Source organism: Pseudomonas sp. GM33 (assembly GCF_000282295.1).
GTDB lineage: Bacteria > Pseudomonadota > Gammaproteobacteria > Pseudomonadales > Pseudomonadaceae > Aquipseudomonas > Aquipseudomonas laurylsulfatiphila.
Window position 1 is genome coordinate 64054 of the sequence record NZ_AKJO01000070.1, and the last position, 24992, is coordinate 89045.

Annotated in this window: 24 protein-coding genes and 2 tRNA genes; 4 read left to right on the top strand and 22 right to left on the bottom strand. The window is 58.9% G+C overall.

The annotated features are described in order from the left end of the window. Positions 1-59: 59 nt before the first annotated feature. From rimP to rlmE, 9 genes are all read right to left on the bottom strand, one after another. Entirely contained in the window at positions 60-518 is a 459-nt protein-coding gene (rimP, locus tag PMI26_RS19580; protein WP_007973115.1) for a ribosome maturation factor RimP, read from the bottom strand. A gap of 138 nt (positions 519-656) precedes the next feature. Further along, a tRNA-Met gene (locus PMI26_RS19575) sits at positions 657-733 on the bottom strand. A 97-nt stretch (positions 734-830) separates the two neighbouring features. Next, positions 831-916, bottom strand: a tRNA-Leu gene (locus PMI26_RS19570). 22 nt (positions 917-938) lie between these two features. Then, positions 939-1322, bottom strand: a complete 384-nt coding sequence (gene secG / locus PMI26_RS30525; RefSeq protein WP_017336473.1) for a preprotein translocase subunit SecG — start codon at positions 1320-1322, stop codon at positions 939-941. Positions 1323-1326: 4 nt separating this feature from the next. Beyond that, on the bottom strand, positions 1327-2082 hold the full coding sequence (gene tpiA, locus PMI26_RS19565; RefSeq protein WP_007973117.1) for a triose-phosphate isomerase: 756 nt from the start codon (positions 2080-2082) through the stop codon (positions 1327-1329). A 66-nt stretch (positions 2083-2148) separates the two neighbouring features. Further along, on the bottom strand, positions 2149-3486 hold the full coding sequence (gene glmM / locus PMI26_RS19560) for a phosphoglucosamine mutase (protein WP_007973118.1): 1338 nt from the start codon (positions 3484-3486) through the stop codon (positions 2149-2151). Positions 3487-3502: 16 nt separating this feature from the next. Further along, entirely contained in the window at positions 3503-4354 is an 852-nt protein-coding gene (folP, locus tag PMI26_RS19555) for a dihydropteroate synthase (RefSeq protein ID WP_007973120.1), read from the bottom strand. Positions 4355-4362: 8 nt separating this feature from the next. Beyond that, positions 4363-6273 (bottom strand): ATP-dependent zinc metalloprotease FtsH, encoded by a 1911-nt coding sequence (ftsH, locus tag PMI26_RS19550; protein WP_033047686.1) that lies wholly within the window; start codon positions 6271-6273, stop codon positions 4363-4365. Between the two features lie 199 nt (positions 6274-6472). After that, a complete protein-coding gene (rlmE, locus tag PMI26_RS19545) occupies positions 6473-7105 on the bottom strand; it encodes a 23S rRNA (uridine(2552)-2'-O)-methyltransferase RlmE (protein WP_007973124.1) in 633 nt (210 codons plus the stop codon). 105 nt (positions 7106-7210) lie between these two features. On the opposite strand from rlmE, the gene PMI26_RS19540 reads away from it, so the two are divergent. Next, a complete protein-coding gene (locus tag PMI26_RS19540) occupies positions 7211-7519 on the top strand; it encodes a YhbY family RNA-binding protein (RefSeq protein ID WP_007942889.1) in 309 nt (102 codons plus the stop codon). A 9-nt stretch (positions 7520-7528) separates the two neighbouring features. Here PMI26_RS19540 and PMI26_RS19535 read toward each other — a convergent pair whose 3' ends face one another. From PMI26_RS19535 to grpE, 8 genes are all read right to left on the bottom strand, one after another. Further along, entirely contained in the window at positions 7529-7933 is a 405-nt protein-coding gene (locus tag PMI26_RS19535; RefSeq protein WP_007973126.1) for a hypothetical protein, read from the bottom strand. 28 nt (positions 7934-7961) lie between these two features. Further along, positions 7962-8438 (bottom strand): transcription elongation factor GreA, encoded by a 477-nt coding sequence (gene greA, locus PMI26_RS19530; RefSeq protein WP_032829443.1) that lies wholly within the window; start codon positions 8436-8438, stop codon positions 7962-7964. Positions 8439-8440: 2 nt separating this feature from the next. Then, positions 8441-11662, bottom strand: a complete 3222-nt coding sequence (carB, locus tag PMI26_RS19525) for a carbamoyl-phosphate synthase large subunit (protein ID WP_007973129.1) — start codon at positions 11660-11662, stop codon at positions 8441-8443. A gap of 117 nt (positions 11663-11779) precedes the next feature. After that, positions 11780-12916, bottom strand: coding sequence for a glutamine-hydrolyzing carbamoyl-phosphate synthase small subunit (carA, locus tag PMI26_RS19520; RefSeq protein ID WP_007973130.1), 1137 nt, complete (start codon positions 12914-12916; stop codon positions 11780-11782). A gap of 259 nt (positions 12917-13175) precedes the next feature. Then, a complete protein-coding gene (gene dapB, locus PMI26_RS19515; protein ID WP_007973131.1) occupies positions 13176-13979 on the bottom strand; it encodes a 4-hydroxy-tetrahydrodipicolinate reductase in 804 nt (267 codons plus the stop codon). 10 nt (positions 13980-13989) lie between these two features. Further along, positions 13990-15114 (bottom strand): molecular chaperone DnaJ, encoded by a 1125-nt coding sequence (gene dnaJ / locus PMI26_RS19510; RefSeq protein WP_007973132.1) that lies wholly within the window; start codon positions 15112-15114, stop codon positions 13990-13992. A gap of 296 nt (positions 15115-15410) precedes the next feature. Further along, positions 15411-17327 (bottom strand): molecular chaperone DnaK, encoded by a 1917-nt coding sequence (gene dnaK, locus PMI26_RS19505; protein ID WP_007973133.1) that lies wholly within the window; start codon positions 17325-17327, stop codon positions 15411-15413. Between the two features lie 102 nt (positions 17328-17429). Next, entirely contained in the window at positions 17430-17996 is a 567-nt protein-coding gene (grpE, locus tag PMI26_RS19500) for a nucleotide exchange factor GrpE (protein ID WP_007973134.1), read from the bottom strand. Positions 17997-18236: 240 nt separating this feature from the next. Between grpE and recN the strand changes: the two genes are divergently transcribed. Beyond that, on the top strand, positions 18237-19910 hold the full coding sequence (gene recN / locus PMI26_RS19495; protein WP_007973135.1) for a DNA repair protein RecN: 1674 nt from the start codon (positions 18237-18239) through the stop codon (positions 19908-19910). Between the two features lie 189 nt (positions 19911-20099). Here recN and fur read toward each other — a convergent pair whose 3' ends face one another. After that, positions 20100-20504, bottom strand: a complete 405-nt coding sequence (fur, locus tag PMI26_RS19490) for a ferric iron uptake transcriptional regulator (protein ID WP_003197684.1) — start codon at positions 20502-20504, stop codon at positions 20100-20102. A gap of 97 nt (positions 20505-20601) precedes the next feature. Here fur and PMI26_RS19485 point away from each other — a divergent pair, with 97 nt between their 5' ends. After that, complete coding sequence (locus PMI26_RS19485; RefSeq protein ID WP_007973139.1) at positions 20602-21129, top strand: outer membrane protein assembly factor BamE; 528 nt, start codon at positions 20602-20604, stop codon at positions 21127-21129. A gap of 61 nt (positions 21130-21190) precedes the next feature. Here the strand turns inward: PMI26_RS19485 and PMI26_RS19480 are convergent, their stop codons facing one another. From PMI26_RS19480 to PMI26_RS19470, 3 genes are read right to left on the bottom strand one after another with little or no spacing between them, the layout of a single operon-like run. Continuing rightward, positions 21191-21505, bottom strand: coding sequence for an RnfH family protein (locus PMI26_RS19480; protein ID WP_033047687.1), 315 nt, complete (start codon positions 21503-21505; stop codon positions 21191-21193). Next, positions 21498-21932 carry a type II toxin-antitoxin system RatA family toxin gene (locus PMI26_RS19475; protein WP_007973142.1) on the bottom strand — a complete coding sequence of 145 codons (435 nt, stop codon included), beginning with the start codon at positions 21930-21932 and terminating at the stop codon, positions 21498-21500. The genes PMI26_RS19480 and PMI26_RS19475 overlap by 8 nt, the downstream gene beginning before the upstream one ends. A gap of 7 nt (positions 21933-21939) precedes the next feature. Beyond that, positions 21940-23343 (bottom strand): sodium-dependent transporter, encoded by a 1404-nt coding sequence (locus PMI26_RS19470; protein WP_007973143.1) that lies wholly within the window; start codon positions 23341-23343, stop codon positions 21940-21942. Positions 23344-23461: 118 nt separating this feature from the next. On the opposite strand from PMI26_RS19470, the gene smpB reads away from it, so the two are divergent. After that, complete coding sequence (smpB, locus tag PMI26_RS19465) at positions 23462-23944, top strand: SsrA-binding protein SmpB (RefSeq protein ID WP_007973144.1); 483 nt, start codon at positions 23462-23464, stop codon at positions 23942-23944. A gap of 116 nt (positions 23945-24060) precedes the next feature. On the opposite strand, the gene PMI26_RS19460 is transcribed toward smpB, so the two are convergent. Further along, positions 24061-24828, bottom strand: coding sequence for a GntR family transcriptional regulator (locus PMI26_RS19460; RefSeq protein WP_007973145.1), 768 nt, complete (start codon positions 24826-24828; stop codon positions 24061-24063). Between the last annotated feature and the right edge of the window lie 164 nt (positions 24829-24992).

Sequence of the window (24992 nt, forward strand, 5' to 3'; positions counted from 1 at the left end):
CGTACGCCTCGCCTTTCGCAAGCCATTGGATCCGCGGGATCCGCAGTATCTGGCACGCCTCAGTCAAAACTGGGAATAATGTTGGCCTTGTCGATCATATCGATCGGCAACAGGAACTCATGGTCTTCTACCTGCACCACGACATCCTGCTCTTCTACGCCGCGCAGAAGGCCCTGAAAGTTGCGTCGTCCTTCAAAAGGCGAGCGCAGCTTGATCTTCACTTGTTCACCGGCAAATTTTGCAAACTGCTCAAGAGTGAACAGAGGGCGTTCCATGCCAGGCGAGGAAACTTCAAGGGTGTATTCAACGGAGATCGGATCTTCAACATCCAGCACACCGCTGATCTGACGGCTGACGATGGCACAATCGTCCACCAGCACGCCGCCTTCTTTATCGATATAAACGCGCAACATCGAGTGACGACCCTGAGCCGAAAACTCGATACCCCAGCATTCATAGCCTAGGGCCACGACCACCGGGGCCAGCAAGGCCTGCAACTCTTCTAGCTTGCTCGACACCTGAACCCCCTAGTGCATGTATGTGCATGCTATGCAAAATAAAAAAATGGGCGAAACGCCCATCCTTGAAACGCCGTCGAACAGCGGCGTAGAAAGTGTCCAGCTAACAAAAAGCCCCTTAAAAGGGGCTCCTTAAACTGGTTGCGGGGGCCGGATTTGAACCGACGACCTTCGGGTTATGAGCCCGACGAGCTACCAGACTGCTCCACCCCGCGACAAAGCTGGGGCGGAAGTATACGACCGATCCCCTACAGGGTCAATGTAACCTTCCACCTGCAAGAAAGCCCGCAACAGCGGGCTCTCCTGACTAATTGGTACCGAGAAGGGGACTCGAACCCCTACACCCTATGGGCACAACCACCTCAAGGTTGCGTGTCTACCAATTCCACCACCTCGGCAATACTACGTTTGAAGCCCTTCTTACTTCTGCTCTTGAGCTGGAGGTACGTCAGTCGCTGGAGTAGCCGACTTTTGCTCTTGAAGCACCGGGACATCATCAGAAGCCGGTTGTTGCTTTGGAACTTCCAGTACCGCTGGATTTGGGAGACCTACTTGAGTCAGCTGGTGAGCCTTCTCTTTAGCAAAGTAACCTAACCCTAAGCTGGTTATGAAAAAACCTGCGGCAAGTATAGCAGTAAACTTACTAAGAAAGGTAGAGGAACCTTGGCTTCCGAACACAGTATTTGAAGCACCTGCTCCGAAAGACGCGCCAGCGTCCGCACCTTTACCCTGCTGCAGCAAAACCAGAGCTACTACGCCCAATGCACCCAGCAGATGAAAAACGACTACGACTGTTTCCAGCATTTTTTCAGTTTCCCGCGGCGCGACAAATCGCACCGAACTCATCTGCATTCAGGGAAGCCCCACCAATGAGGCCCCCATCGATATCCGGCATGCCGAACAGTTCGACCGCATTGGCCGCCTTCACGCTGCCGCCGTATAGAAGCCGTACACCTTGTGCGACTTCAGAATTCTCTGCCGCCAACTGGGCGCGAATGGCTGCGTGCACATCCTGCGCCTGTTGCGGCGTTGCAGTCAGCCCGGTGCCAATGGCCCAGACCGGCTCGTAAGCGATCACTGCCTTGGCAAAGGCACTGACACCCAGCTCCTCAATGATACTGCCCAGCTGACGCGAGACAACCTCAAGAGTCTTTCCGGCTTCACGCTGCTCAAGGGTTTCCCCTATGCACAACACCGGAATCAAGCCACATGCCTGTGCCGCTGCGAACTTGCGGATCAGCATTCCGTCCTGCTCGCCCATGATCTGGCGGCGTTCGGAGTGCCCGACAAGCACCAGGGAACAACCTGCATCCACCAACTGACTCGGTGCAACTTCACCGGTCAACGCACCTTGCCCGGACTCCACCGCAGAATTCTGCGCGCCGACCGAAATCGACTTTCCTTTCAAGCCATCAATCACTTGATTGATATGCAAAAAAGGCGGGAATACCGCGACATCAACACCGCTCGGCAAGGCCAAGTCACGAAGGCCGTTGATCAGCTCAGCGACGCTGGCGCGGGTACCGTGCATCTTCCAGTTACCAGCTACCATAGGGCGACGCATGCTGTACCTCGTCGGTCAAAGTGGGCGCAGATGTTACCCAACACAATCAAGGCTGGCAAGCCGAATTCAGGCAGAAACTTCAGTAACCAGTTTTGCCAGCTCTTCGGCATAGCCGCGAACCAGGGTTTCGTCTTCACCTTCGACCATCACACGCACCAGCGGCTCGGTTCCGGACTTGCGCAGCAGCACACGCCCCCGACCTGCCATGGCCTTGGTCACACGTTCGCTGGCTTCCTTGACCGATGGATGCTCCAGGGGATTTGCACCACCGCCGAAACGCACATTGATCAGCACCTGAGGGCACTTGCGCAGCGCCTGACGAGCCTGCGCCAGACTTTCATCCCGCCTGCGCAGCCCCATCAGCACCTGCAGCGCAGCAATGATTGCATCACCCGTGGTGGTGTGACTGAAGCACACAACGTGTCCGGAGTTTTCACCGCCCACGATCCAGTTGCGCTCCAACAATTCGGCAATCACATAGCGGTCACCGACATTGGCACGCACGAAGGGAACACCGAGATCAGCCAGGGCCAGCTCCAGCCCCAGGTTACTCATCAGGGTTCCAACGACGCCGCCCTGCAGCTTGTCGCACTCATGCAGGTCACGGGCAATGATGAACAGCAACTCGTCGCCATCGACCACCGCACCTGTGTGGTCGACCATCTGAACACGATCGCCGTCACCATCGAAGGCGATGCCCAGATCGGCATGCTCAGCCACGACGGCAGCCTGCAGCGGCCCCATGTGGGTCGAACCGCAATTGTCGTTGATATTCAACCCGTTCGGCTGCGCCGACAGCACGACGACTTCCGCGCCCAGCTCACGGAACACACTCGGCGCCACTTTATAAGTCGCACCGTGAGCGCAATCGATCACGATCTTCATGCCGGTGAAGCTGGTGCCGGTGGGCACACTGCTCTTGCAGAATTCGATATAGCGTCCCGAAGCGTCGTTGATTCGCGATACCTTACCGATCTTGCTCGACTCCACCACGGTCATTGGTGTATCGAGCAATTCTTCGATCATCAGCTCAACCTCATCCGGAAGCTTGGTGCCTTTGCCGGAGAAGAACTTGATGCCATTGTCATCATGCGGATTGTGCGACGCACTGATCACAATGCCGGCCTCGGCATGGAAGGTGCGTGTCAGGTAGGCAATCGCCGGGGTCGGCATCGGCCCCAGGAGCATCACATCGGCACCCGCGGAAGTAAGTCCCGCCTCAAGTGCAGACTCGAACATGTAGCCGGAGATCCGGGTGTCCTTGCCTACCAATACCTTGCAGGCGCCCATCTTGCGGAACGCCATGCCTGCAGCCCAGCCGAGCTTGAGCATGAAATCAGGAGTAATCGGGTATTCACCGACACGCCCACGAATACCGTCGGTGCCAAAATATTTTTTGCTCATAAGTGCTCCATCATTCTTATTCGGCTGATTCCACTGCGGCGATCATCCGCACCACATCCACTGTTTCGGCTACATCATGGACGCGCAATATACGCGCACCTTTCGCCGAAGCCAGCGCCGCGAGCGCCAAACCGCCATACAGCCGGTCTCCCACCGGACGATTCAATGCCTGGCCAATCATGCTCTTTCGCGAAACCCCGACCAACAGGGGCCGCCCCAGGGCATGCAGGGCTTCCATATGTTTGAACAAGCTCAGATTGTGCTGCAAGGTCTTGGCGAAGCCAAAGCCGGGGTCAAGAATGATCCGCCCCGCAGGAATGCCCACCAAAGAACATTGAACCATGCGCTCGGCGAGAAACTCACCGACTTCCCTTGTAACGTTCTGATACTGCGGATTGTCCTGCATATCACCCGGCTCGCCCAGCATATGCATCAGGCAAACCGGCAGACCAGTGGCCGCCGCGGCATCCAGCGCACCATCGCGACGCAACGAACGTACGTCATTGATCAACCCGGCACCCAGACGCGCAGTTTCACGCATGACGGCTGGCGTTGAGGTGTCGACCGAGATGATCACGTCCAGCTCGCGAGCAATGCGCTCGACAATCGGCGCTACGCGCTCCAGCTCTTCCAGCGGCGACACCGCCCTGGCACCGGGACGGGTGGACTCGCCACCAACATCGATCAGCGTCGCGCCAGCCGCCACCATGGCTTCGGCGTGGCGCATGGCCGCGTCGAGCTGGCTGTATTGGCCACCATCGGAGAACGAATCTGGAGTGACATTGAGGATACCCATGACATGCGTCTGGGCCAAATCAAGAACCCGGTTGCCGCAAGGCAACCGGGTCGAGGACTGAACAGAAGTCATTTCAAACCTTATACGTCAGCAGCAGGACCGCCGATCGGTGTTTCCGGACGCTCATCCTGTACCACCGGCGGGGTGCCGGAAGTACCCGTGCCACCCGACCAGTCGCGTGGCTCGCGAGGCGTACGACCCGCCATGATGTCGTCGATCTGCTCGGCATCGATGGTTTCGTACTTCATCAAGGCATCAGCCATGGCATCGAGCTTGTCACGGTTGTCAGTGAGAATCTGCTTCGCCGTGCCGTAGCACTGATCGATGATGCTACGCACTTCGGAGTCGATCAGCTTGGCTGTCTCGCCGGAGAAGCTTGCATTTTGACCGCCACCGCCGCGACCGAGGAACACTTCACCCTCTTCTTCGGCATACATCAACGGACCGAGCTTTTCCGAAAGACCCCACTTGGTCACCATGTTCCGCGCAATCTGGCTGGCACGCATGATGTCGTTGGAAGCACCGGTGGTCACGCCATCGAAGCCCAGGGTCATTTCTTCAGCGATACGACCGCCATACAGCGAGCAGATCTGGCTGATCAGTGCGCGCTTGGACAGACTGTAACGATCCTCTTCCGGCAGGAACATGGTGACACCCAACGCACGACCGCGCGGGATGATAGACACCTTGTACACCGGATCATGCTCAGGCACGACGCGCCCCACAATGGCGTGGCCCGCTTCGTGATAAGCCGTGTTCTGCTTTTCTTTCTCGGACATGACCATGGACTTGCGCTCGGCGCCCATCATGATCTTGTCTTTCGCCAGTTCGAACTCTTTCATTTCGACGATGCGCTTGCCGGCACGGGCAGCGAACAGCGATGCCTCGTTCACCAGGTTGGCCAGATCGGCACCGGAGAAGCCTGGGGTACCACGAGCGATCACGGCCGGAGCAACGTCGTCACCCATTGGCACTTTGCGCATGTGAACCTTGAGAATCTGTTCGCGGCCACGAATGTCCGGCAGACCGACCACAACCTGACGGTCGAAACGGCCTGGACGCAGCAACGCAGGGTCCAGTACGTCAGGACGGTTGGTCGCGGCAATCACGATGATGCCGTCATTCATTTCGAAGCCGTCCATCTCGACCAGCAGCTGGTTGAGCGTCTGCTCGCGTTCGTCGTGACCACCACCCATGCCAGCGCCACGATGGCGACCGACCGCATCGATTTCGTCGATGAAGATGATGCATGGAGCGTGTTTCTTGGCCTGTTCGAACATGTCGCGAACACGGCTGGCACCCACACCGACGAACATCTCGACGAAGTCGGAGCCGGAAATGGTGAAGAAAGGTACTTTGGCTTCGCCGGCGATAGCCTTGGCCAGCAGGGTTTTACCGGTACCCGGAGGACCGACCATCAGCACACCGCGAGGAATGCGGCCACCCAGGCGCTGGAACTTGCCCGGATCGCGCAGGAACTCGACCAGTTCGCCGACTTCTTCCTTGGCTTCGTCGCAACCGGCAACGTCAGCCAGGGTAGTTTTCACCTGATCCTCGGAGAGCAGGCGCGCCTTGCTCTTGCCAAAGCTCATCGGCCCGCCCTTGCCACCGGCACCGCCCTGCATCTGCCGCATGAAGAACATGAACACGGCGATGATCACCAGGATCGGGAAGCTGGCGACCAGGAGCTGGGTCCAGATGCTTTGCTGCTCAGGCTGCTTGCCTTCGACCACGACGTGGTTGTCCACCAGGTCGCCGATCAGGCCGTTGTCCTGGATCGCCGGGCGAATGGTCTTGAAGCTGTCGCCATCGTTGCGCTTGCCGGTAATCACGTAGCCATCAACCGCCACGCGCTCGACCTTGCCATCCTTGACCTGCTGGATGAAGTCGGAATAGTTGAGGGTCTGCGGCTCGTTAGGGCTGGAGAAGTTGTTCATCACCGTCACCAGGACAGCCGCGATGATCAACCACAGGATCAGATTCTTTGCCATATCGTTCAATTAACTACCCTCTGAAGCAAGCTCCGCTACTGGCGCGCGCTTCGCATGATATTCACCGGCCTAACTTACTACATTACCTACGACTTGGCAGGCGCCGTCTGTAACCCTTTGTGAAACACTTCCTACACAATATTCGCTAATTCTGACAAGGCGTAATACAAAAATCCTATCAGCCTGATCGAAAACTCACTCAATCCTCACTGCGACCGCGGAAACCGCGACCCAGCAGGTACTGCTCGCGAGAACGGTCGCGCGACGAGGTCGGCTTGCGCATCTGCACCTTCTCGAACTGCTGGCGAACGCTCTTGTGGAATTCGTCGAAACCTTCGCCCTGGAAGATCTTGATCAAAAAATCACCACCGGGCTTGAGCACCCGCGTCGACAGATCCAGTGCCAATTCGCACAGGAACATCGCGCGCGGCATATCAACGGCCGGCAATCCACTCATATTGGGGGCCATGTCGGAAATCACAAGGTCTACTTCTTTATTTCCGACGGCGTCGAGGATCTGGGCCAGCACGGCATCCTCGGTAAAGTCGCCTTGAATGAAGGTGACGTCGGGGATGCTGTCCATTTCAAGAATGTCAGAAGCGATCAGTGTGCCCTGCCCGCCAATCAGACGACTGGTCACCTGCGACCAGCCACCCGGAGCCGCACCCAGGTCGATTACGCTCATGCCAGGGCGGATCAAACGGTCCTTTTCCTGGATCTCCAGCAGCTTGTAGCTGGCGCGGGAACGGTACCCGTCTTTCTGTGCCATTTTGACGAATGGGTCGTTGAAATGTTCTTGCAGCCACTTAAGGCTTGTCTTGGAACGGGCCACGGGATACCTCGGAATTAAAACGGGTCGTGATTAACTGGGCGGTCCCGGACTCGCTCGGGTAAACTGGCCGCCGCTTTTTACAAGATCAGACGCAGGGGTCAGATTATGCCGCTCACTCAAGAGCAGAAGAAACAGTACAAATCCATTGGCCACCATCTGAAACCGGTTTTGATTGTGGCAGACAATGGTTTGACTGAAGGTGTGTTAGCCGAACTCGAACGCGCTTTGGCGGATCACGAGCTGATCAAGATCAAGCTCAACATCCTCGATCGCGAATCGCGCCTGGCGTCCATTGCAGAGCTCTGCAAGGTCGGCAAAGCGGATCTGGTTCAGGTCATCGGCAAGATGGCGCTGATCTACCGCAAGAACTTCAGCGTCAACAAGCAGCTGTCGAACGTCCATCGCTTCAAGTGATGGCAAGGGTCAAGGGTGTGCTTCGCGCACCCTGCCACTCCATCCCGGCAGCGGCTGCAACACCAGCACCAGACCGGAAAAGCCCAGAACAAGATAGCTGAACGCCTGCCAACGCAGCGCATCCGGCCATCCGAAGCGCACCACGAAGTACATCGCGCACGCATACAGCGCCATCAACAGCAGTTGCCCGCGTATATCCCGCCATAGACTGGCAAGGCCCTCGGCCTTAATCAGCACCAAAGCCTGAAAAATCAAACACGCCGTAGCGAATCCCACTACCAGCGTATTGAGCGTACCTGCAATTTCGTCGATCAGCAGCGGCGCCAGGCCAATTCGGCCCAGCACCGGCAACAGACCAATTTGCAACAACCACAAGCCACCGACCCACAACATCTGGGTCAGTTGCCAAAGCATGGCGCCCGCACGAAACGGGCGCCGGCCTTCAGACGTGGCGAACTTCGACAATCTCGTACTCGATAACACCGCCAGGCGTTTTCACGGCGACCACATCACCCTCTTCCTTGGCAATCAAGGCGCGAGCGATCGGCGAACCGACGGAAATCTTGCCCAGCTTGATGTCAGCCTCGTCCTCACCAACGATCTGGTAAGTCACGCTTTCATCGGTTTCGACGTTGGCGATTTCGACGGTGGTGCCGAAAATCACTTTGCCGGTGTGAGGAATGGTCGTCACATCGATGATCACCGCGTTCTGCATGCGGCCTTCGATGTCACGGATCCGCGCCTCGACCATACCCTGCTGCTCGCGGGCAGCGTGGTATTCGGCGTTCTCCTTCAAGTCACCCAACTCGCGGGCCGTACCGATGTCCTGGCTGAGCTTCGGACGAACGACCTTGGTCAGGTGAGTGTGCTCTTCTTCCAGGGCGCGAGCGCCCTGAACGGTCATTGGGTACTTCGTTATGCTCATGCCTTCAATCCTGCGTGTAGATCCTGCAAGCGGCGCACGGTCTTCTCGGGACCGAACTTCAGCGCTTCGCAGATGGCTTCGCCAGCAGCAATGGTGGTGGTGCAGTAAATCTTGTGCTGCAGGGCATTACGACGAATGGAGTACGAATCAGCGATCGACTGACGACCTTCGGTGGTGTTGATGATCAGCGTGACTTCGTCATTCTTGATCATGTCGACCACGTGCGGACGACCCTCGGTCACCTTGTTCACACGGCGCACTTTCAGGCCTGCAGCCTCGATCAGCTTGGCAGTCCCGGCAGTGGCAACCACTTCGAAGCCCAAGTTGATCAGATCACGGGCCACGCCCGCAACCAGTGGCTTGTCGTCGTCGCGTACGCTGATGAACGCAGTACCGCCGGTCGGCAATACTTCGCTGGCACCCATCTGGGCCTTGGCGAACGCTTCACCGAAGGTGTCGCCCACGCCCATCACTTCACCGGTCGACTTCATCTCTGGGCCGAGGATCGGGTCAACACCAGGGAATTTGGCGAACGGGAACACCGCCTCTTTCACGCTGTAGAAGTTCGGGATGATTTCCTTGGTGAAACCCAGTTCTTTCAGGGTTTTACCGGCCATCACGCGTGCTGCGATCATCGCCAGGGAAACACCGATGCACTTGGACACGAACGGTACGGTACGGGAAGCGCGCGGGTTGACTTCGATGACGTAGATGTCTTCGCCTTGCAGCGCCAACTGCACGTTCATCAGGCCGACCACGCCCAGTTCCAGGGCCATTTTCTTGACCTGTTCGCGCATCTCGTCCTGGATGTGCGCCGGCAGCGAGTACGGCGGCAGCGAGCACGCGGAGTCACCGGAGTGAACGCCGGCCTGTTCGATGTGCTGCATGATTGCGCCGATCACCACGTCCTTGCCGTCGCAGACCGCATCCACGTCCATCTCGATGGCGCAGTTGAGGAAGTGGTCCAGCAGCACCGGGCTGTCGTTGGACACTTGAACCGCTTCACGCAGGTAGCGCTTGAGTTCTTCTTCTTCGTAGACGATTTCCATCGCACGACCGCCCAGTACGTAGGACGGGCGCACCACCAACGGGTAACCGATCTTGGCCGCGGCACGAATGGCTTCGTCTTCGCTGCGCACGGTGGCGTTTGGCGGCTGACGCAGGTTCAGGCGCTGGACCATTTGCTGGAAACGCTCACGGTCTTCGGCACGGTCGATGGCGTCAGGGCTGGTGCCGATGATCGGCACGCCGGCAGCTTCCAGAGCGCGAGCCAGTTTCAGCGGGGTCTGGCCGCCGTACTGGACGATCACGCCTTTTGGCTTCTCGACGCGAACGATTTCCAGCACGTCTTCCAGGGTCACTGGCTCGAAGTACAGGCGATCAGAGGTGTCGTAGTCGGTGGAAACGGTTTCCGGGTTGCAGTTGACCATGATGGTCTCGTAACCGTCATCGCGCAGGGCCAGTGCCGCGTGTACGCAGCAGTAGTCGAACTCGATGCCCTGACCGATACGGTTCGGACCGCCGCCCAGGATCATGATCTTGTCGCGACCCGATGGCGCCGCTTCGCACTCTTCTTCATACGTCGAGTACAGGTAAGCGGTGTCGGTGGCGAACTCGGCAGCGCAGGTGTCAACGCGCTTGTAGACCGGGAAGATTTCCAGCTTGTGACGGTGAGCACGCAGGGCCTTCTCGGTCACGCCCAGCAGCTTGGCCAGACGCATGTCGGAGAAGCCTTTGCGCTTGAGACGGAACATCAGGTCACGGTCGATGCTGGTCAGACCCAAGGTCTTGACCTTCTCTTCGTCCTTGATCAGGTCTTCCATCTGCACCAGGAACCAAGGATCGATCATGGTCATGCCGAAGATGTCTTCAACACTCATGCCGGCGCGCATGGCGTCCGCCACGTACCAGATACGCTCGGCGCCCGGCACGGTCAGCTCGCGCTTGAGCACGCTCATGCTTTCCGGATTGGCCAGATCAACCTTCTCGTCCAGGCCGCAAACACCGACTTCCAGGCCGCGCAGGGCTTTCTGCAGGGATTCCTGGAAGGTACGGCCTATGGCCATGACTTCACCGACCGACTTCATTTGAGTGGTCAGGCGCGCGTCAGCCTTGGAGAACTTCTCGAAGGCGAAACGTGGCAACTTGGTCACGACGTAGTCGATGGACGGTTCGAAGGACGCCGGGGTCTTGCCGCCGGTGATGTCGTTCGACAGCTCGTCGAGGGTGTAGCCCACAGCCAGCTTGGCCGCGACCTTGGCGATCGGGAAGCCGGTGGCTTTCGAAGCCAGCGCCGAGGAACGGGATACGCGCGGGTTCATCTCGATCACGACCATGCGGCCGGTGTTCGGGCAGATACCGAACTGAACGTTGGAACCACCGGTTTCCACGCCGATCTCGCGCAGCACCGCCAGGGAGGCGTTACGCAGGATCTGGTATTCCTTGTCGGTCAGGGTCTGTGCCGGAGCCACGGTGATCGAGTCACCGGTGTGCACGCCCATCGGGTCGAAGTTTTCGATGGAGCAGACGATGATGCAGTTGTCCTTCTTATCGCGGACAACCTCCATCTCGTACTCTTTCCAGCCGATCAGCGATTCGTCGATCAGCAGCTCTTTGGTCGGCGACAGGTCCAGACCACGGGCGCAGATTTCTTCGAACTCTTCACGGTTGTAAGCGATACCGCCACCGGTGCCGCCCATGGTGAAGGACGGACGGATGATGCACGGGAAGCCAAGCTTCTCGAGGACCGCGTTGGCCTCTTCCATGCTGTGGGCGATACCGGAACGCGGGCACGCCAGGCCGATGGACTTCATCGCCTTGTCGAAACGCGAACGGTCTTCAGCCTTATCGATGGTATCGGCGTTGGCACCGATCATCTCTACGCCGAACTTCTCCAGAACGCCTTCGCGCTCCAGATCCAGGGCGCAGTTCAGGGCGGTCTGGCCACCCATGGTCGGCAGCAGCGCGTCCGGACGCTCTTTCTCGATGATCTTGGCAACGGTCTGCCACTTGATCGGCTCGATGTAGGTGGCGTCGGCCATGGCCGGGTCGGTCATGATGGTGGCCGGGTTGGAGTTCACCAGGATGACGCGGTAACCCTCCTCGCGCAGGGCTTTGCAGGCCTGGGCGCCGGAGTAGTCGAATTCGCAGGCCTGGCCGATCACGATCGGGCCAGCGCCGAGAATCAGGATGCTTTTAATGTCTGTACGTTTTGGCATGGGTTTGTCACTCAAATCCGCAGGTCAGTCGGCAAGCCGTCTTGTTCAATCTCTGAAGCCTTGAGGGGGCCGCCGGTGCGGGGCCACCCTCAAGCTTTGCTACATCAAGGCGAGCGATCAGCGTCGCTTGGCCATCTCGTTGATGAAGCGATCGAACAATGGCGCTACGTCGTTCGGGCCAGGGCTGGCTTCCGGGTGACCCTGGAAGCTGAAGGCGCTCTTGTCGGTACGCTCGATCCCTTGCAGGGTGCCGTCGAACAGCGATTTGTGGATCGCGCGAACGTTGGCTGGCAGGGTGGCTTCGTCCACGGCAAAACCGTGGTTCTGGCTGGTGATCATCACCACACCGGTGTCCAGGTCCTGGACCGGGTGGTTGGCACCGTGGTGACCGTGACCCATCTTCAGAGTCTTGGCACCGGAGGCCAGGGCCAGCAGTTGGTGACCGAGGCAGATACCGAAGACCGGGATCTCGGTTTCCAGCACGTCCTTGATCGCCTGGATCGCGTAATCGCATGGCTCCGGATCACCCGGGCCGTTGGACAGGAACACGCCGTCCGGCTTCAGCGCCAGCACATCGGCAGCTGGTGTCTGGGCAGGCACTACGGTCACGCGGCAACCGCGCTCGACCAGCATGCGCAGGATGTTCACCTTGACGCCGTAGTCGTAGGCAACCACGTGGTACGGCAGCTCGGACGCGTCGATGGTCGCGTGGCTGTCGGTTTTCAGGTCCCAGACAGTCGAACGCCATTCGTAGCTGTCCTTGGTGCTGACAACCTTCGCCAGATCCATGCCTTTCAGGCCAGGAAAACCCTGGGCGGCGGCGATGGCGGCTTCTTCGGAAATGTTGTCACCGGCCATGATGCAGCCGTTCTGCGCGCCTTTTTCACGCAGGATGCGCGTCAGGCGGCGGGTGTCGATACCGGCGATAGCCACAACATTGTTGGCCTTCAGGTAGTCGGACAGAGACATCGTGTTACGCCAGTTGCTCGCCACCAGTGGCAGGTCACGGATGACCAGGCCAGCGGACCAGACGCGGTTCGACTCGGCGTCTTCCGGCGTGGTGCCGGTGTTGCCGATGTGCGGATAAGTCAGGGTAACGATCTGTTGGGCGTAGGAAGGATCGGTAAGGATTTCCTGATAGCCGGTCATTGCGGTGTTGAACACCACCTCACCAACGGTCTGACCGTCGGCTCCAATGGCTTCGCCGCGAAAAATGCTGCCATCAGCAAGGGCGAGTATGGCTGGCTTAGTCAAGAAGACCTCCCGTAAATAAAGCCTGAAAGGGCGATCGCAGGTTGTAAAAAAGCGGAGTGACGTATGGACACGTCACCCCGCTTCTTCACTGAATTATTCTGCGCGCTTTTAGTGGACACACTAAAGCTGTAGCTTACAGAAAAAGGCCTTTTCGGTCTACCGCCAATGAGCCTTAAAGGCTGGAGAATGCGACAGGACGTCGCTTGGCGGAACAAAACCGGGCTCAAACGCTGTGCGCGAGCCCGATTTCGGGTGCATCTTAACGCAGATCGAGCACGTCTTGCATGTCGTAAAGGCCAGGCTCGCGCCCGTCCAGCCACAATGCAGCACGTACCGCGCCCTTGGCGAAGGTCATGCGACTGGACGCCTTGTGGGTGATCTCGACACGCTCGCCGTCGGCGGCGAACAGCACGGTGTGATCACCGACGATGTCGCCGGCCCGCACAGTGGCGAAACCGATGGTTTCACGATCACGCGCACCGGTCTGGCCTTCACGGCCATACACCGCCACTTTCTTCAGGTCACGACCCAACGCATCGGCAATCACCTCACCCATGCGCACGGCAGTGCCCGACGGCGCGTCGACTTTATGCCGATGGTGAGCCTCGGTGATTTCGATATCGACGTCGTCACCCAATACGCGAGCGGCCGTGTCGAGCAGCTTCAGGCACAGGTTGACCCCGACACTGAAGTTGGCCGCGAAGACAATCGGAATGTCCTTGCCCGCTTCCGCCAGCAACTGCTTTTCTTCAACACTGAAGCCCGTGGTCCCGATGATCATGGCCTTGCCGTGTTTACGGCAGAAAGCCAGGTTCTTCAAGGTCACCGTCGGGTGCGTGAAGTCGATCAGCACGTCGAACTCGTCGACCACCCGATCCAGATCACCGGACAGCGGCACGCCGATGCGACCGATAGCCGCCAGTTCACCGGCATCCGCACCGACCAGCGTGCTGTCAGGACGATCCACAGCCGCCGTCAATCCGGCGCCTGGTGCCTGCTGCACTGCTTCAATCAGGGTCTTGCCCATGCGCCCGGCGGCGCCCATCACTGCAATACGTCGCATGCCTGTCTCCTTACAAATCGCCGAAGAAGCGTTTCACGCCTTCGAACCAACCAGTGGTTTTCGGCGAATGGCTGTTGTCGTCCGCCAGCGAACTGCGGAATTCCTCAAGCATTTCGCGCTGGCGACGGCTCAGGTTGACCGGCGTCTCGACCGCCACACGGCACATCAAGTCGCCCGCACCACCGCCACGCACAGGTGCGACACCCTTGCCACGCACACGGAACTGCTTGCCGGTCTGAGTCCCCTCGGGGATCTTCAACTTGACCCGGCCATCAAGGGTCGGAATTTCCAGCTCGCCACCTAGCGCCGCATCTACGAAGCTGATCGGCACTTCGCAGAACAGGTGCTTGCCATCACGCTGGAAGATCGAGTGCTCGCGCACGTTGATCACCACGTACAGGTCGCCGGTCGGGCCACCCTGGGCTCCCGCCTCGCCTTCGCCGGACAGACGAATGCGGTCACCGGTATCGACGCCGGCCGGCACTTTCACCGACAGGGTCTTGTACTCTTCGACGCGACCTTCGCCGTGGCAGGAATCGCACGGATCGGAAATGATCTTGCCCTGGCCATGGCAGCGCGGGCAGGTCTGCTGTACCGAGAAGAAGCCTTGCTGCATGCGTACCTGGCCGATACCGCCGCAGGTCGGGCAAGTCACCGGCGAAGAACCTTTCTTGGCACCGGAGCCATCGCACGGCTTGCAATTGACCAGCGTCGGGACGCGGATATTCACGGTCGTGCCGCGCACCGCTTCTTCCAGGTCCAGCTCCAGGGTGTAGCGCAAGTCACTGCCGCGCTGAGCGCCGCCACGGGAACCGCCGCGACCGCCACCGAAGAAGTCACTGAAGACATCGCCAAAGATGTCGGAGAAGTTCTGACCACCGAAACCGGCACCGCCACCACCCATGCTCGGGTCGACACCGGCATGGCCGTACTGGTCGTAGGCCGCGCGCTTGCTGGAATCCGATAGCACTTCGTAGGCCTCGTTGGCCTCCTTGAACATCTCTTCCGACGCTTTGTCATCGGGATTACGGTCCGGGTGGTGCTTCATCGCCAGGCGACGGTAAGCCTTTTTCAGGTCCGCTTCGCTTGAGCCACGCTCAACGCCCAACACTTCGTAATAGTCACGCTTTGCCATAAGTCTTTGCACTCTTGAGGACGTCCGGCAAAACCCTCCTGAGTCTGCCGAACTCGTTGAGCCCCAATACAGGCCCGGACCCAACTCACGTCAATTCAACGATCCTGGTCTTTGTTTCAAAGTGGCACTTTCGGCTCGGAAAGCAGGAGCATTCCCGGCCATGCCAGCAGCACGCGAGCGCTGTCGCATGCTGTAAAAATTCGCGTATTCCAGATACGCCAACGCGGGAGCAAGCTCCCGCGCGGCGACATCCTACCAGTCACCGCCTAAAGGCAGTCAACCGGCCGACCAACAACTTACTTGTGGTCTTTGACTTCTTCGAACTCAGCATCGACAACGTCGTCAGCCTTCTCAGCCGATTCGCCCTGCGGTGCAGCGCCTTCAGCAGGCTGAGCCTGTTCGGCGTACATCTTCTGCGCCACTGGAGCGGAGACTTTCGACAGCTCTTCAACCTTGGCGTCGATAGCGGCCTTGTCGTCGCCTTTGACGGCGGCTTCCAGGGCAACTACGGCAGCTTCGATTGCAGTCTTCTCTTCGGCAGTCACTTTATCGCCGGCATCGGTCACCATTTTGCGCGTCGAGTGAACCAGTGCATCGCCCTGGTTACGGGCAGCGGCCAGCTCTTCGAACTTGCGGTCTTCCTCGGCGTTCGCCTCGGCATCACGCACCATGCGCTCGATTTCCTCGTCGGACAGGCCGGAGTTGGCCTTGATCACGATCGACTGAGTCTTGCCGGTAGCCTTGTCCTTCGCACCGACGTGCAGGATGCCGTTGGCGTCGATGTCGAAGGTCACTTCGATCTGCGGCACACCACGTGGAGCCGGTGGAATGTCGGCCAGGTCGAACTTGCCCAGGGACTTGTTCTGAGCAGCTTGCTTACGCTCGCCCTGCAGCACGTGAATAGTCACGGCGCCCTGGTTGTCGTCGGCAGTCGAGAACACTTGCGATTTCTTGGTAGGAATCGTGGTGTTTTTCTCGATCAGCGCGGTCATCACGCCACCCATGGTTTCGATACCCAGGGTCAGCGGGCTGACGTCGAGCAGCAGAACGTCTTTCACGTCACCGGCCAGTACCGCGCCCTGGATGGCAGCACCCATGGCAACCGCTTCGTCCGGGTTGACGTCTTTACGCGCTTCTTTGCCGAAGAACTCGGTGACCAGCTTCTGCACCAGTGGCATACGGGTCTGACCGCCCACCAGGATCACGTCGTTGATCGCGCCAACGTCGATACCGGCATCTTTCATTGCGATGCGGCAAGGTTCGATGGTGCGCTGAACCAGGTCTTCCACCAATGCTTCGAGCTTGGCGCGGGAGATCTTCACGTTCAGGTGCTTCGGACCGGTGGCGTCTGCAGTGATGTACGGCAGGTTCACGTCGGTCGACTGGCTCGAGGACAGTTCGATCTTGGCTTTTTCAGCGGCTTCTTTCAGGCGCTGCATGGCCAGCGGGTCACCCTTGAGGTTCATGCCGCTTTCTTTCTTGAATTCGTCGACGAGGTAGTCGATCAGACGAATGTCAAAGTCTTCACCGCCCAGGAACGTGTCACCGTTGGTGGCCAGTACTTCGAACTGGTGCTCGCCATCGACTTCAGCGATCTCGATCACGGAAACGTCGAAAGTACCACCGCCCAAGTCGTAAACGATCACGGTGTGATCGCCCTTGGCCTTGTCCATACCGTAAGCCAGAGCAGCAGCGGTCGGTTCGTTGATGATACGTTTCACGTCCAGACCGGCGATGCGGCCGGCGTCTTTGGTCGCCTGACGCTGGCTGTCGTTGAAGTAGGCCGGAACGGTGATCACCGCTTCAGTCACGGTCTCGCCGAGGTAGTCTTCGGCGGTCTTCTTCATTTTCTTCAGGATTTCAGCCGAGATTTGTGGCGGCGCCATTTTCTGGCCGTTCACTTCAACCCAGGCGTCGCTGTTGTCAGCCTTGACGATCTTGTAAGGGACCATCTGGATGTCTTTCTGCACGACTTCTTCGTCGAAACGACGACCGATCAGACGCTTCACCGCATACAGGGTGTTGTGCGGATTGGTCACAGCCTGACGCTTGGCCGACTGGCCAACCAGGATTTCGCCATCGTTGGCGTAAGCGATGATCGACGGCGTGGTACGCGCGCCTTCAGCGTTTTCAATAACTTTGGCCTTGCCGTTTTCCAGCACGGAGACGCAGGAGTTGGTAGTCCCCAGGTCGATACCGATAATTTTGCCCATGTTCACTCTCCCGAAACTTTGGATTTGGTTGCCGCAGCAGTGGTGGCTAACTGCGGTAGCACTTAAACGCTTGACTTATAAATGGGGGCCTTGCGGCGGATTTCAAGCCTGCTCGTCAATCGAAGGCGAAACCGGCGCAGGCGCCTTGCTGACCACGACCATCGCCGGGCGCAGCAGGCGTCCATTGAGCTGATAGCCCTTCTGGAACACCTTCAGAACGCTGTTCGGCTCGACATCGGCGCTTTCCTGCATGGCCATCGCCTGATGGTGAACGGCGTTGAACGGTTCGCCATGCGGGTCGATCGCTTCAAGCTGATAACGCTTGAGAGTGTCGTGGAACATTTTCAGGGTCAGCTCGATGCCTTCGCGCATCGGACGGATGCTTTCGTCGTCCGGGCTGGACAGCTCCAGGCCGCGTTCCAGGCTGTCGACGATCGGCAGCAGGTCGCCGGCGAATTTTTCCAGCGCGAACTTGTGAGCCTTCTCCACATCCTGCTCGGCGCGACGGCGGACGTTCTGCAGATCGGCGGCTACACGCAAAGCCTGATCCTGAGCGCCTGCCAGTTGCTCTTCGAGCACTTGTACACGAGCCGCCAGGTCTTCACCCGAAGCCTCGGGCGCCTGGTTGGCGTCTGGGTTTTGCGTATCCACTGTCTGTTCGTCAGCCATAGATTTCTCCTTTCAATATCGTCCGCGAGCTCAACTCGCGCTTCTGCCCAGCTATATGGGGCCGCAAAATCCGGCTTCAAGGGGCGCCGATGATTAACCCTACAAAAAACAATCACATTGTCATGCCGGCTCGCGATAAGGGATTGGTCGGACCGATCGAATCGAGCTAACGAGGGGCATTGTCAGCCAGAAACAAAACACTGTATAAATAACCAGACCTAACACCTGGGAGCGGCCCATATGCTGGTGCACCTGTCCGTACACAACTACGCCATCGTTGAACATCTCGATCTCGAACTCGATCGCGGGATGAGCGTGATCACCGGGGAAACCGGCGCGGGCAAGTCGATCATGCTCGACGCGCTGGGCCTGACCCTGGGCGACCGTGCCGACAGCGGCGTGGTCCGCCCGGGCGCCGACAAGGCCGATATCCTGGCCACCTTCGATCTGGCCGACATTCCGGAAGCCAGCGCCTGGCTGGCCGAACGCGACCTCGAAAACGACGGCCCGTGCATCCTGCGCCGGGTGATCACATCCGAAGGACGCTCGCGCGGCTACATCAACGGCACGCCCTGCCCGCTGGGCGATCTCAAGGCGCTGGGCGAACTGCTGATCGACATTCACAGCCAGCACGAACACCAATCCCTGCTCAAGACCGACACCCACCGTCGCCTGCTCGATGAATATGCCGGCGCGACGGATCTGGCCCGCCAGGTTCAACTGGCCGCCCAACGCTGGCGCCAGACCCGTCAGGAACTGGAGCGGCTCTCCAACTCCGGCGACGAGCAGCGCGCCCGCCATCAATTGCTCAGCTATCAACTCGAAGAGCTGGAAAACCTTGGCCTCGGTGACAATGAGCTGGAGCAGCTGGAGCAGGAACACAAGAACCTGACCAACGCCGAAACCCTGCTGGGCATTTGCCGGCAAGTCGTCGAACAATGCAGCGAAAGTGATTCAGGGAATGTCCTCAACGCCCTCACCGCCAGCCTCAACCGCCTGTCGAGCGTGAACAGCTCGATCGGCGCCCTGGGCGAAGCCAGCAGTTTGCTGACCAGCGCACAGATCCAGGTTGAAGAGGCCGTGGGCGAACTGAACCGTTTCCTCGACAATTTCGATGCCGATCCATCGCGCCTTCAATACCTTGAAGAACGCCTCGATGCGATCTACACCCTGGCGCGCAAACACCGCATCCAGCCAACTGAAGTGGCCGAGATGCAGCAGAAACTGCTGGATGAAATCGAGACCCTGAACGCCAACGACGAATCCATCGAGCGCCTGAGCGATGAGCTGTCGTCCTATGCCCGGCACTATCAGGAAAAGGCCCGGGAGCTGAGCGATCTAAGGCATCAAGCTTCGAACAGCCTGGCCAGCGCCGTGGAGCAGGAAATCCAGCGACTGGGCATGCCCGGTGGCCGCTTCACCATTGAACTGCGCCCGAACAGCGGCAACGAACTGCTGCCAAACGGGCTCGAACAGGTAGAACTGCTGGTCAGCGCCAACCCCGGCCAGCCACTGAAGGCCCTGGCGAAAGTGGCGTCCGGCGGCGAACTGTCGCGGATCAGCCTGGCGATTCAGGTGATCACCGCACAGACCTCCCGCGTACCGACCCTGGTGTTCGACGAAGTCGACGTCGGCATTGGCGGCCCGACCGCAGAAATCGTCGGCCAGTTACTGCGCAGGCTCGGCGAGCGCGGGCAGGTGCTGACCGTGACCCACTTGCCGCAAGTGGCAGCGCAAGGTCATCAGCATCTATTTGTGCATAAAGTACGCGACGAAGATGCCACCCGCACGGCGGTTTCCAAACTGAGCAAAAACGAGCGCGTCGAAGAAGTCGCACGAATGCTGGGCGGCATCGATCTCACCAAGGAATCCCTGGCTCACGCCAAGAAAATGGTCGTCACCGCAAAAATCTAAAACGAACCCTGTAGGAGCTGCCGCAGGCTGCGATCTTTTGATCTTTGCTTTTAGTAAGGGCAAAGTCAAAAGATCGCAGCCTTCGGCAGCTCCTACAAGATCCATGTGCAAACCAGCACAGCAGAAAGCACGAAGGCGACCCTGGGGTCGCCTTCGTTCGTTTCGCGAACGGATGTTCGCGCGACATGCTTACTTTTTCTTGCGCACGTACAGCACCAGATTGTGATCAACCATCTCGAAGCCATACTTGTCGACGATTGCTTTCTGAAGCCGCTCGATTTCTTCGTCGAAGAATTCGATCACTTCGCTGGTTTCGACGTTGACCATATGGTCGTGATGCTTGCCGTCGTCCAGCTCGAAGACCGCGTGGCCTCCGTCGAAGTTGTGCCGCACCACAAGGCCAGCTGCCTCGAACTGGGTCAGAACACGGTAAACCGTGGCCAGACCGACGTCCTCACCAGCCTCCATAAGGGCCTTGTAGACATCCTCGGCACTCATGTGGCGTTGCTCGGCGGAGTCGAGCATTTGCAGAATTTTGACCCGTGGCAGGGTCACTTTGAGGCCGGCTTTGCGTAGTTCGCTATTTTCAACCATGGTCAGCTTTCTCGCGATGCTGCTTCGCAGCTTCTCTTAATGCGGGTATGATCGGCGTTTACGTTGTCCCAGCCAAGATAGTGGAAGTCGCCCACCGATGCAAAACACCAAGCTCTTGCTAACCAGTTTCACCTTTGTGGGACTGCTCGCACTCGCCGGTTGTTCATTCCCCGGGGTTTACAAAATCGACATCCAGCAGGGCAATGTCGTCACGCAGGACATGATAGACCAGTTACGCCCGGGAATGACCCGCAAGCAAGTACGGTTTATCATGGGCAACCCTCTGCTGACCGACACGTTCCATGCCGATCGCTGGGATTATCTGTACAGTTTGCAACCTGGTGGCGGTGAACGCCAACAGGAACGCATCAGCGTTATCTTCAACCCAAATGATCAGCTTGTCAGCCTCTCCGGTGATTTCATGCCAGGCGTGAGCCGTGACGAAGCAATTCTCGGCAAGGACAGCGGCACGACAGTGGCTGCCCCGGCAGAAAACGTCGAGAAGCCAAAACCGGAAAAGCCGGTCAAGCCAGGTTCGTTGCTGGACCAGATCCAGAAGGACGTCGACGGCGTAGAAACCGTGCCGGTCCCGACGCCGCAACCACTGGACACCTCGCCGCAATAATCTGCGACGCAATAAAAAGCCCGGCATGTCCGGGCTTTTTATTGTCTGGCGTTCAAGCCACTCACTGATTCCGCGCTTTGGCTTCGGCAGCTTTTGCCGCGCGCAGTCGGCGCACCTCTTTCGGGTCGGCCAACAGGGGCCGGTAAATCTCGATACGATCTCCTGCCTGGACAGACCGACGCTCTGGATCGGCTACAACCTTGCCGAAGATCCCTACGGGACAATTGGCCAGATCCAGCTCCGGAAACTCCCCAGCCAGGGCGGACCCAAGCAAGGCTGCCCGCACGCTCGTCCCGACCGGCACCGTCAGCGTCAGCAGCACCTGACGGTCCACGGCCGCGTAGACCACCTCGATTTCAATCATGACCTCAACCATGTATCTGCTTGGCACGCTGGCAGAACGCATCCACCAGGGTGTTGGCGGCCTGATTGAACAGCGGCCCCAAGGTGGCACGAACCAGTGGCCCGGCATAATCGAACGACAGATCGAGGCTGATCTTGCAGGCTTTGTCAGTCAGCGACTTGAATACCCAGATGCCATGCAATTGGGTGAAAGGGCCCTCTTCGAGGTTCATTTCGATCGACTGCCCGGGAACCAGGGTGTTGCGCGTGACGAAATGCTGGCTAAGGCCGCCCTTGGCCACCCCAACGCTCGCCCGCATATGCTCAGGGGAGCTCTCCAAGACTTCGGCCGACGAGCACCACGGCAGAAACTCCGGGTAGCGCGCCACGTCGTTGACCAGGTCATACAGCGCTTGTGCCGGGTACGGCAGCAAGGCCGAACGTGAAATGTGTGTCGTCATGTCAGCGTCACTTCCACAGCTGGGCGGCAAACACTACGAGGATGCCGATGGGCGCCACATAGCGCATCAAGAACAAGGACAGACCAAACAGCGCAGGGTTGCGAATCGACAACTCGTCGCGCACCGCTTCACGCCCCATGATCCAGCCCGCAAACACCACGAAACACAAACCGCCAAGCGGCAACATGAGTCGCGAGGTGAAGAAATCGATCACGCCAAAGAAGTCGAGACCACCGGTTGCTCCCCATTGGTAGAGGTGGAACATCCCGCCTTCGTTCACGAAGAACTTGGCCTCCTTCCAGATATTGAAGGAGAACACCGTGCCCAGGCCGACGAACCAGCAGCTGAAAGCCAGCCAGAAGGTGACCCAGGCACGACTCACTTTAGTGCGCTCGACCAGATAGGCCACCATCGGTTCAAGCAGGGAAATCGCCGAACTCCAGGCAGCGACCGCCACCAGCACGAAGAACACCACCCCCATCAACTGCCCGAACGCCACGTTGCCGAAGGCAAACGGCAGGCTGACGAACATCAGCCCCGGCCCTTCGCTCGGGTTCAGGCCCGCCGCGAAAACAATCGGAAACAATGCCAGGCCGGCCACCAGGGAAACGAAGGTGTCGAGCAGCGCCACACCAACGACAGTCCCCGATATCGACGAGCTCTTCGGCATGTAGGCGCCATAGATCATGATCGAGCCGACGCCCACGCTCAGGGAAAAGAACGCATGCCCCATCGCGGGCAACAAACCGTCCAGAACCTTTTCCGGGTGGAAGTCGAACATGAAATGCACGCCTTCCATGAAATGACCGGTGGTCATGCTGTAGCCCAGCAGCACCAAGACCATCACGAACAACAACGGCATCATGATGCGCAGACTGCGCTCAAGCCCGGCGACCACACCCTTTGCGATCACCACCGCCGACAGCAGCATGAAAATCGTGTGCCAAAGTGTCAGGCGCCAGGGGTCGGCAATGACATTGCCGAAGTAAGCCCCCACCTGATCCGCCGTCACACCCTGAAAATCGCCACGCCCCATGTCGATGATGTAATCCAGCGACCAGCCGCCCACCACACTGTAGAACGACAGGATCAGCAACGCCGTGATCATTCCGGCAAATGCGCCCCAGGACCATTTGCCCGAGTGCCCCGCCTCGACCGCCAGCGCCTTCAAGGCATTGGCCGGGCTCTGTCGTGCACGCCGGCCGATCAGCGTTTCGGCCAGCATGACCGGCACGCCAATCAGCGCGATGCAGGCCAGGAACATCAGCACGAAGGCACCGCCGCCATAGACGCCGACCATGTACGGGAATTTCCAGATACTACCCAGCCCCACGGCCGAACCGGTCGCGGCGAGTATGAAGACCCAGCGGCTAGCCCAACTGCCGTGGACAGAAACCTTGTCTGTCGACATCGTTATCACGCCCAAGCGTTCAAAAAAGAGGCCGCATTGTCCGGGATTCAATCAACCTGCTCAAGCACGTAGCAACCCCGTAGCCGACTCTGTTGTAACTCCCTATAATGCCGCCCCTATGGCTAAACAGAAGAAACACCCAACAGGGACCATCGCGCAAAATAAAAAGGCGCGACACGATTACTTCATCGAGCACAAGTTCGAGGCTGGTCTGGTCCTGGCCGGCTGGGAAGTAAAAAGTCTTCGGGCAAGCAAGCTGCAACTGGTTGACAGTTATGTCCTGCTCAAGGATGGCGAAGCCTGGCTGCTCGGCAGTCACATTACGCCCCTGACGACCGCCAGCACCCACGTCATCGCCGACCCGGTGCGCAGCCGCAAACTGCTGCTCAACCGTCGCGAGCTGGACAAGCTGTCCGCTGCGGTGCAGCAAAAGGGTTACGCCTGCGTGTGCCTGTCCTGGTACTGGAGCAAGCACATGGTCAAGTGCGAGATTGCCTTGGGCAAGGGCAAGAAGGAATACGACAAGCGCGATACCGAGCGCGAACGCGACGCGGGTCGCGAGTTGCAGCGTGCGGTGCGCAACAAGGGCAAGGAAGACTGATTTTTCTGTCTTGGTTTCGCGGCGTCAGCGAAAAGATCGCAGCCTGCGGCAGCTCCTACATTGGAATGCGTTCCCTGTAGGAGCTGCCGCAGGCTGCGATCTTTTGCTTTAAAAGGTCACATCCCCTTGCGCCGTTCTGCCCGGGCCACGCGCTGCACTTCCTGACGCACTTCTTCCAGCACCTCCTGCACATACAGAATGTGCCGACTGGAAACTTCCCGCGCCTGCTCCGCCCGCCCTTCGATAATCGCCTGGTACAACTCCCGATGCTGCGTGATTAGCATGTCGCGGGTTTCAGTGCGCTGTTTGTACATGCCACCGATGTTGGTCACCACGTTGCGCTTGAGCAAGTCGAACAGCCCGCGGATGGTATGCAGCAGCACGGCATTGTGGCTTGCCTCGGCGATCGCCAGGTGAAAGCTTGCGTCCGCGGCCCCCTCTTCGGCACGGCTCACCTCTTCGTGGCGCGAATAGCAGTCCTGCAACTTGTTGAATGCCGCGGTCAGCCGCTCGCGATCCACATCAGTGGCGCGCAACGCCGCGTAGTAGGCGCAGGAGGCTTCCAGCGTATGGCGAAACTCGAGCAGGTCGCGCTGCGCCTCGGGGTTGCTTTCCAGCAGCTGCAACAAGGGATCACTGAAGGTGGTACCCAGTGATTCCACCACATAGTTGCCGCCGCCCTGGCGACTGACCAGCAACCCCTTGGCGGTCAGCTTCTGAATGGCTTCACGCAACGAAGGGCGGGACACGCCAAATTGTTCGGCCAACGCACGCTCGGCCGGCAAGCGCTCTCCGGCCTTCAGCGTGCCCTCGAGGATCATGCCCTCAAGCTGCTCGACAATATCGTCAGACAAACGGCGCTGACGAATCTGATCAAACCCCATAACTCGATTTCTCCACGATCCGACGGCTCGCCGGGGCTCTATTCTGGCCTATCGGCGCCGCGCCAGCACCTGCCACAGCGCATTTGGTCATACCAGACGGACGACCTGCGCACTTTGCATTCGACAAAAGTTTTAGGGCGGCAAATTGACACACCGCCTACAAG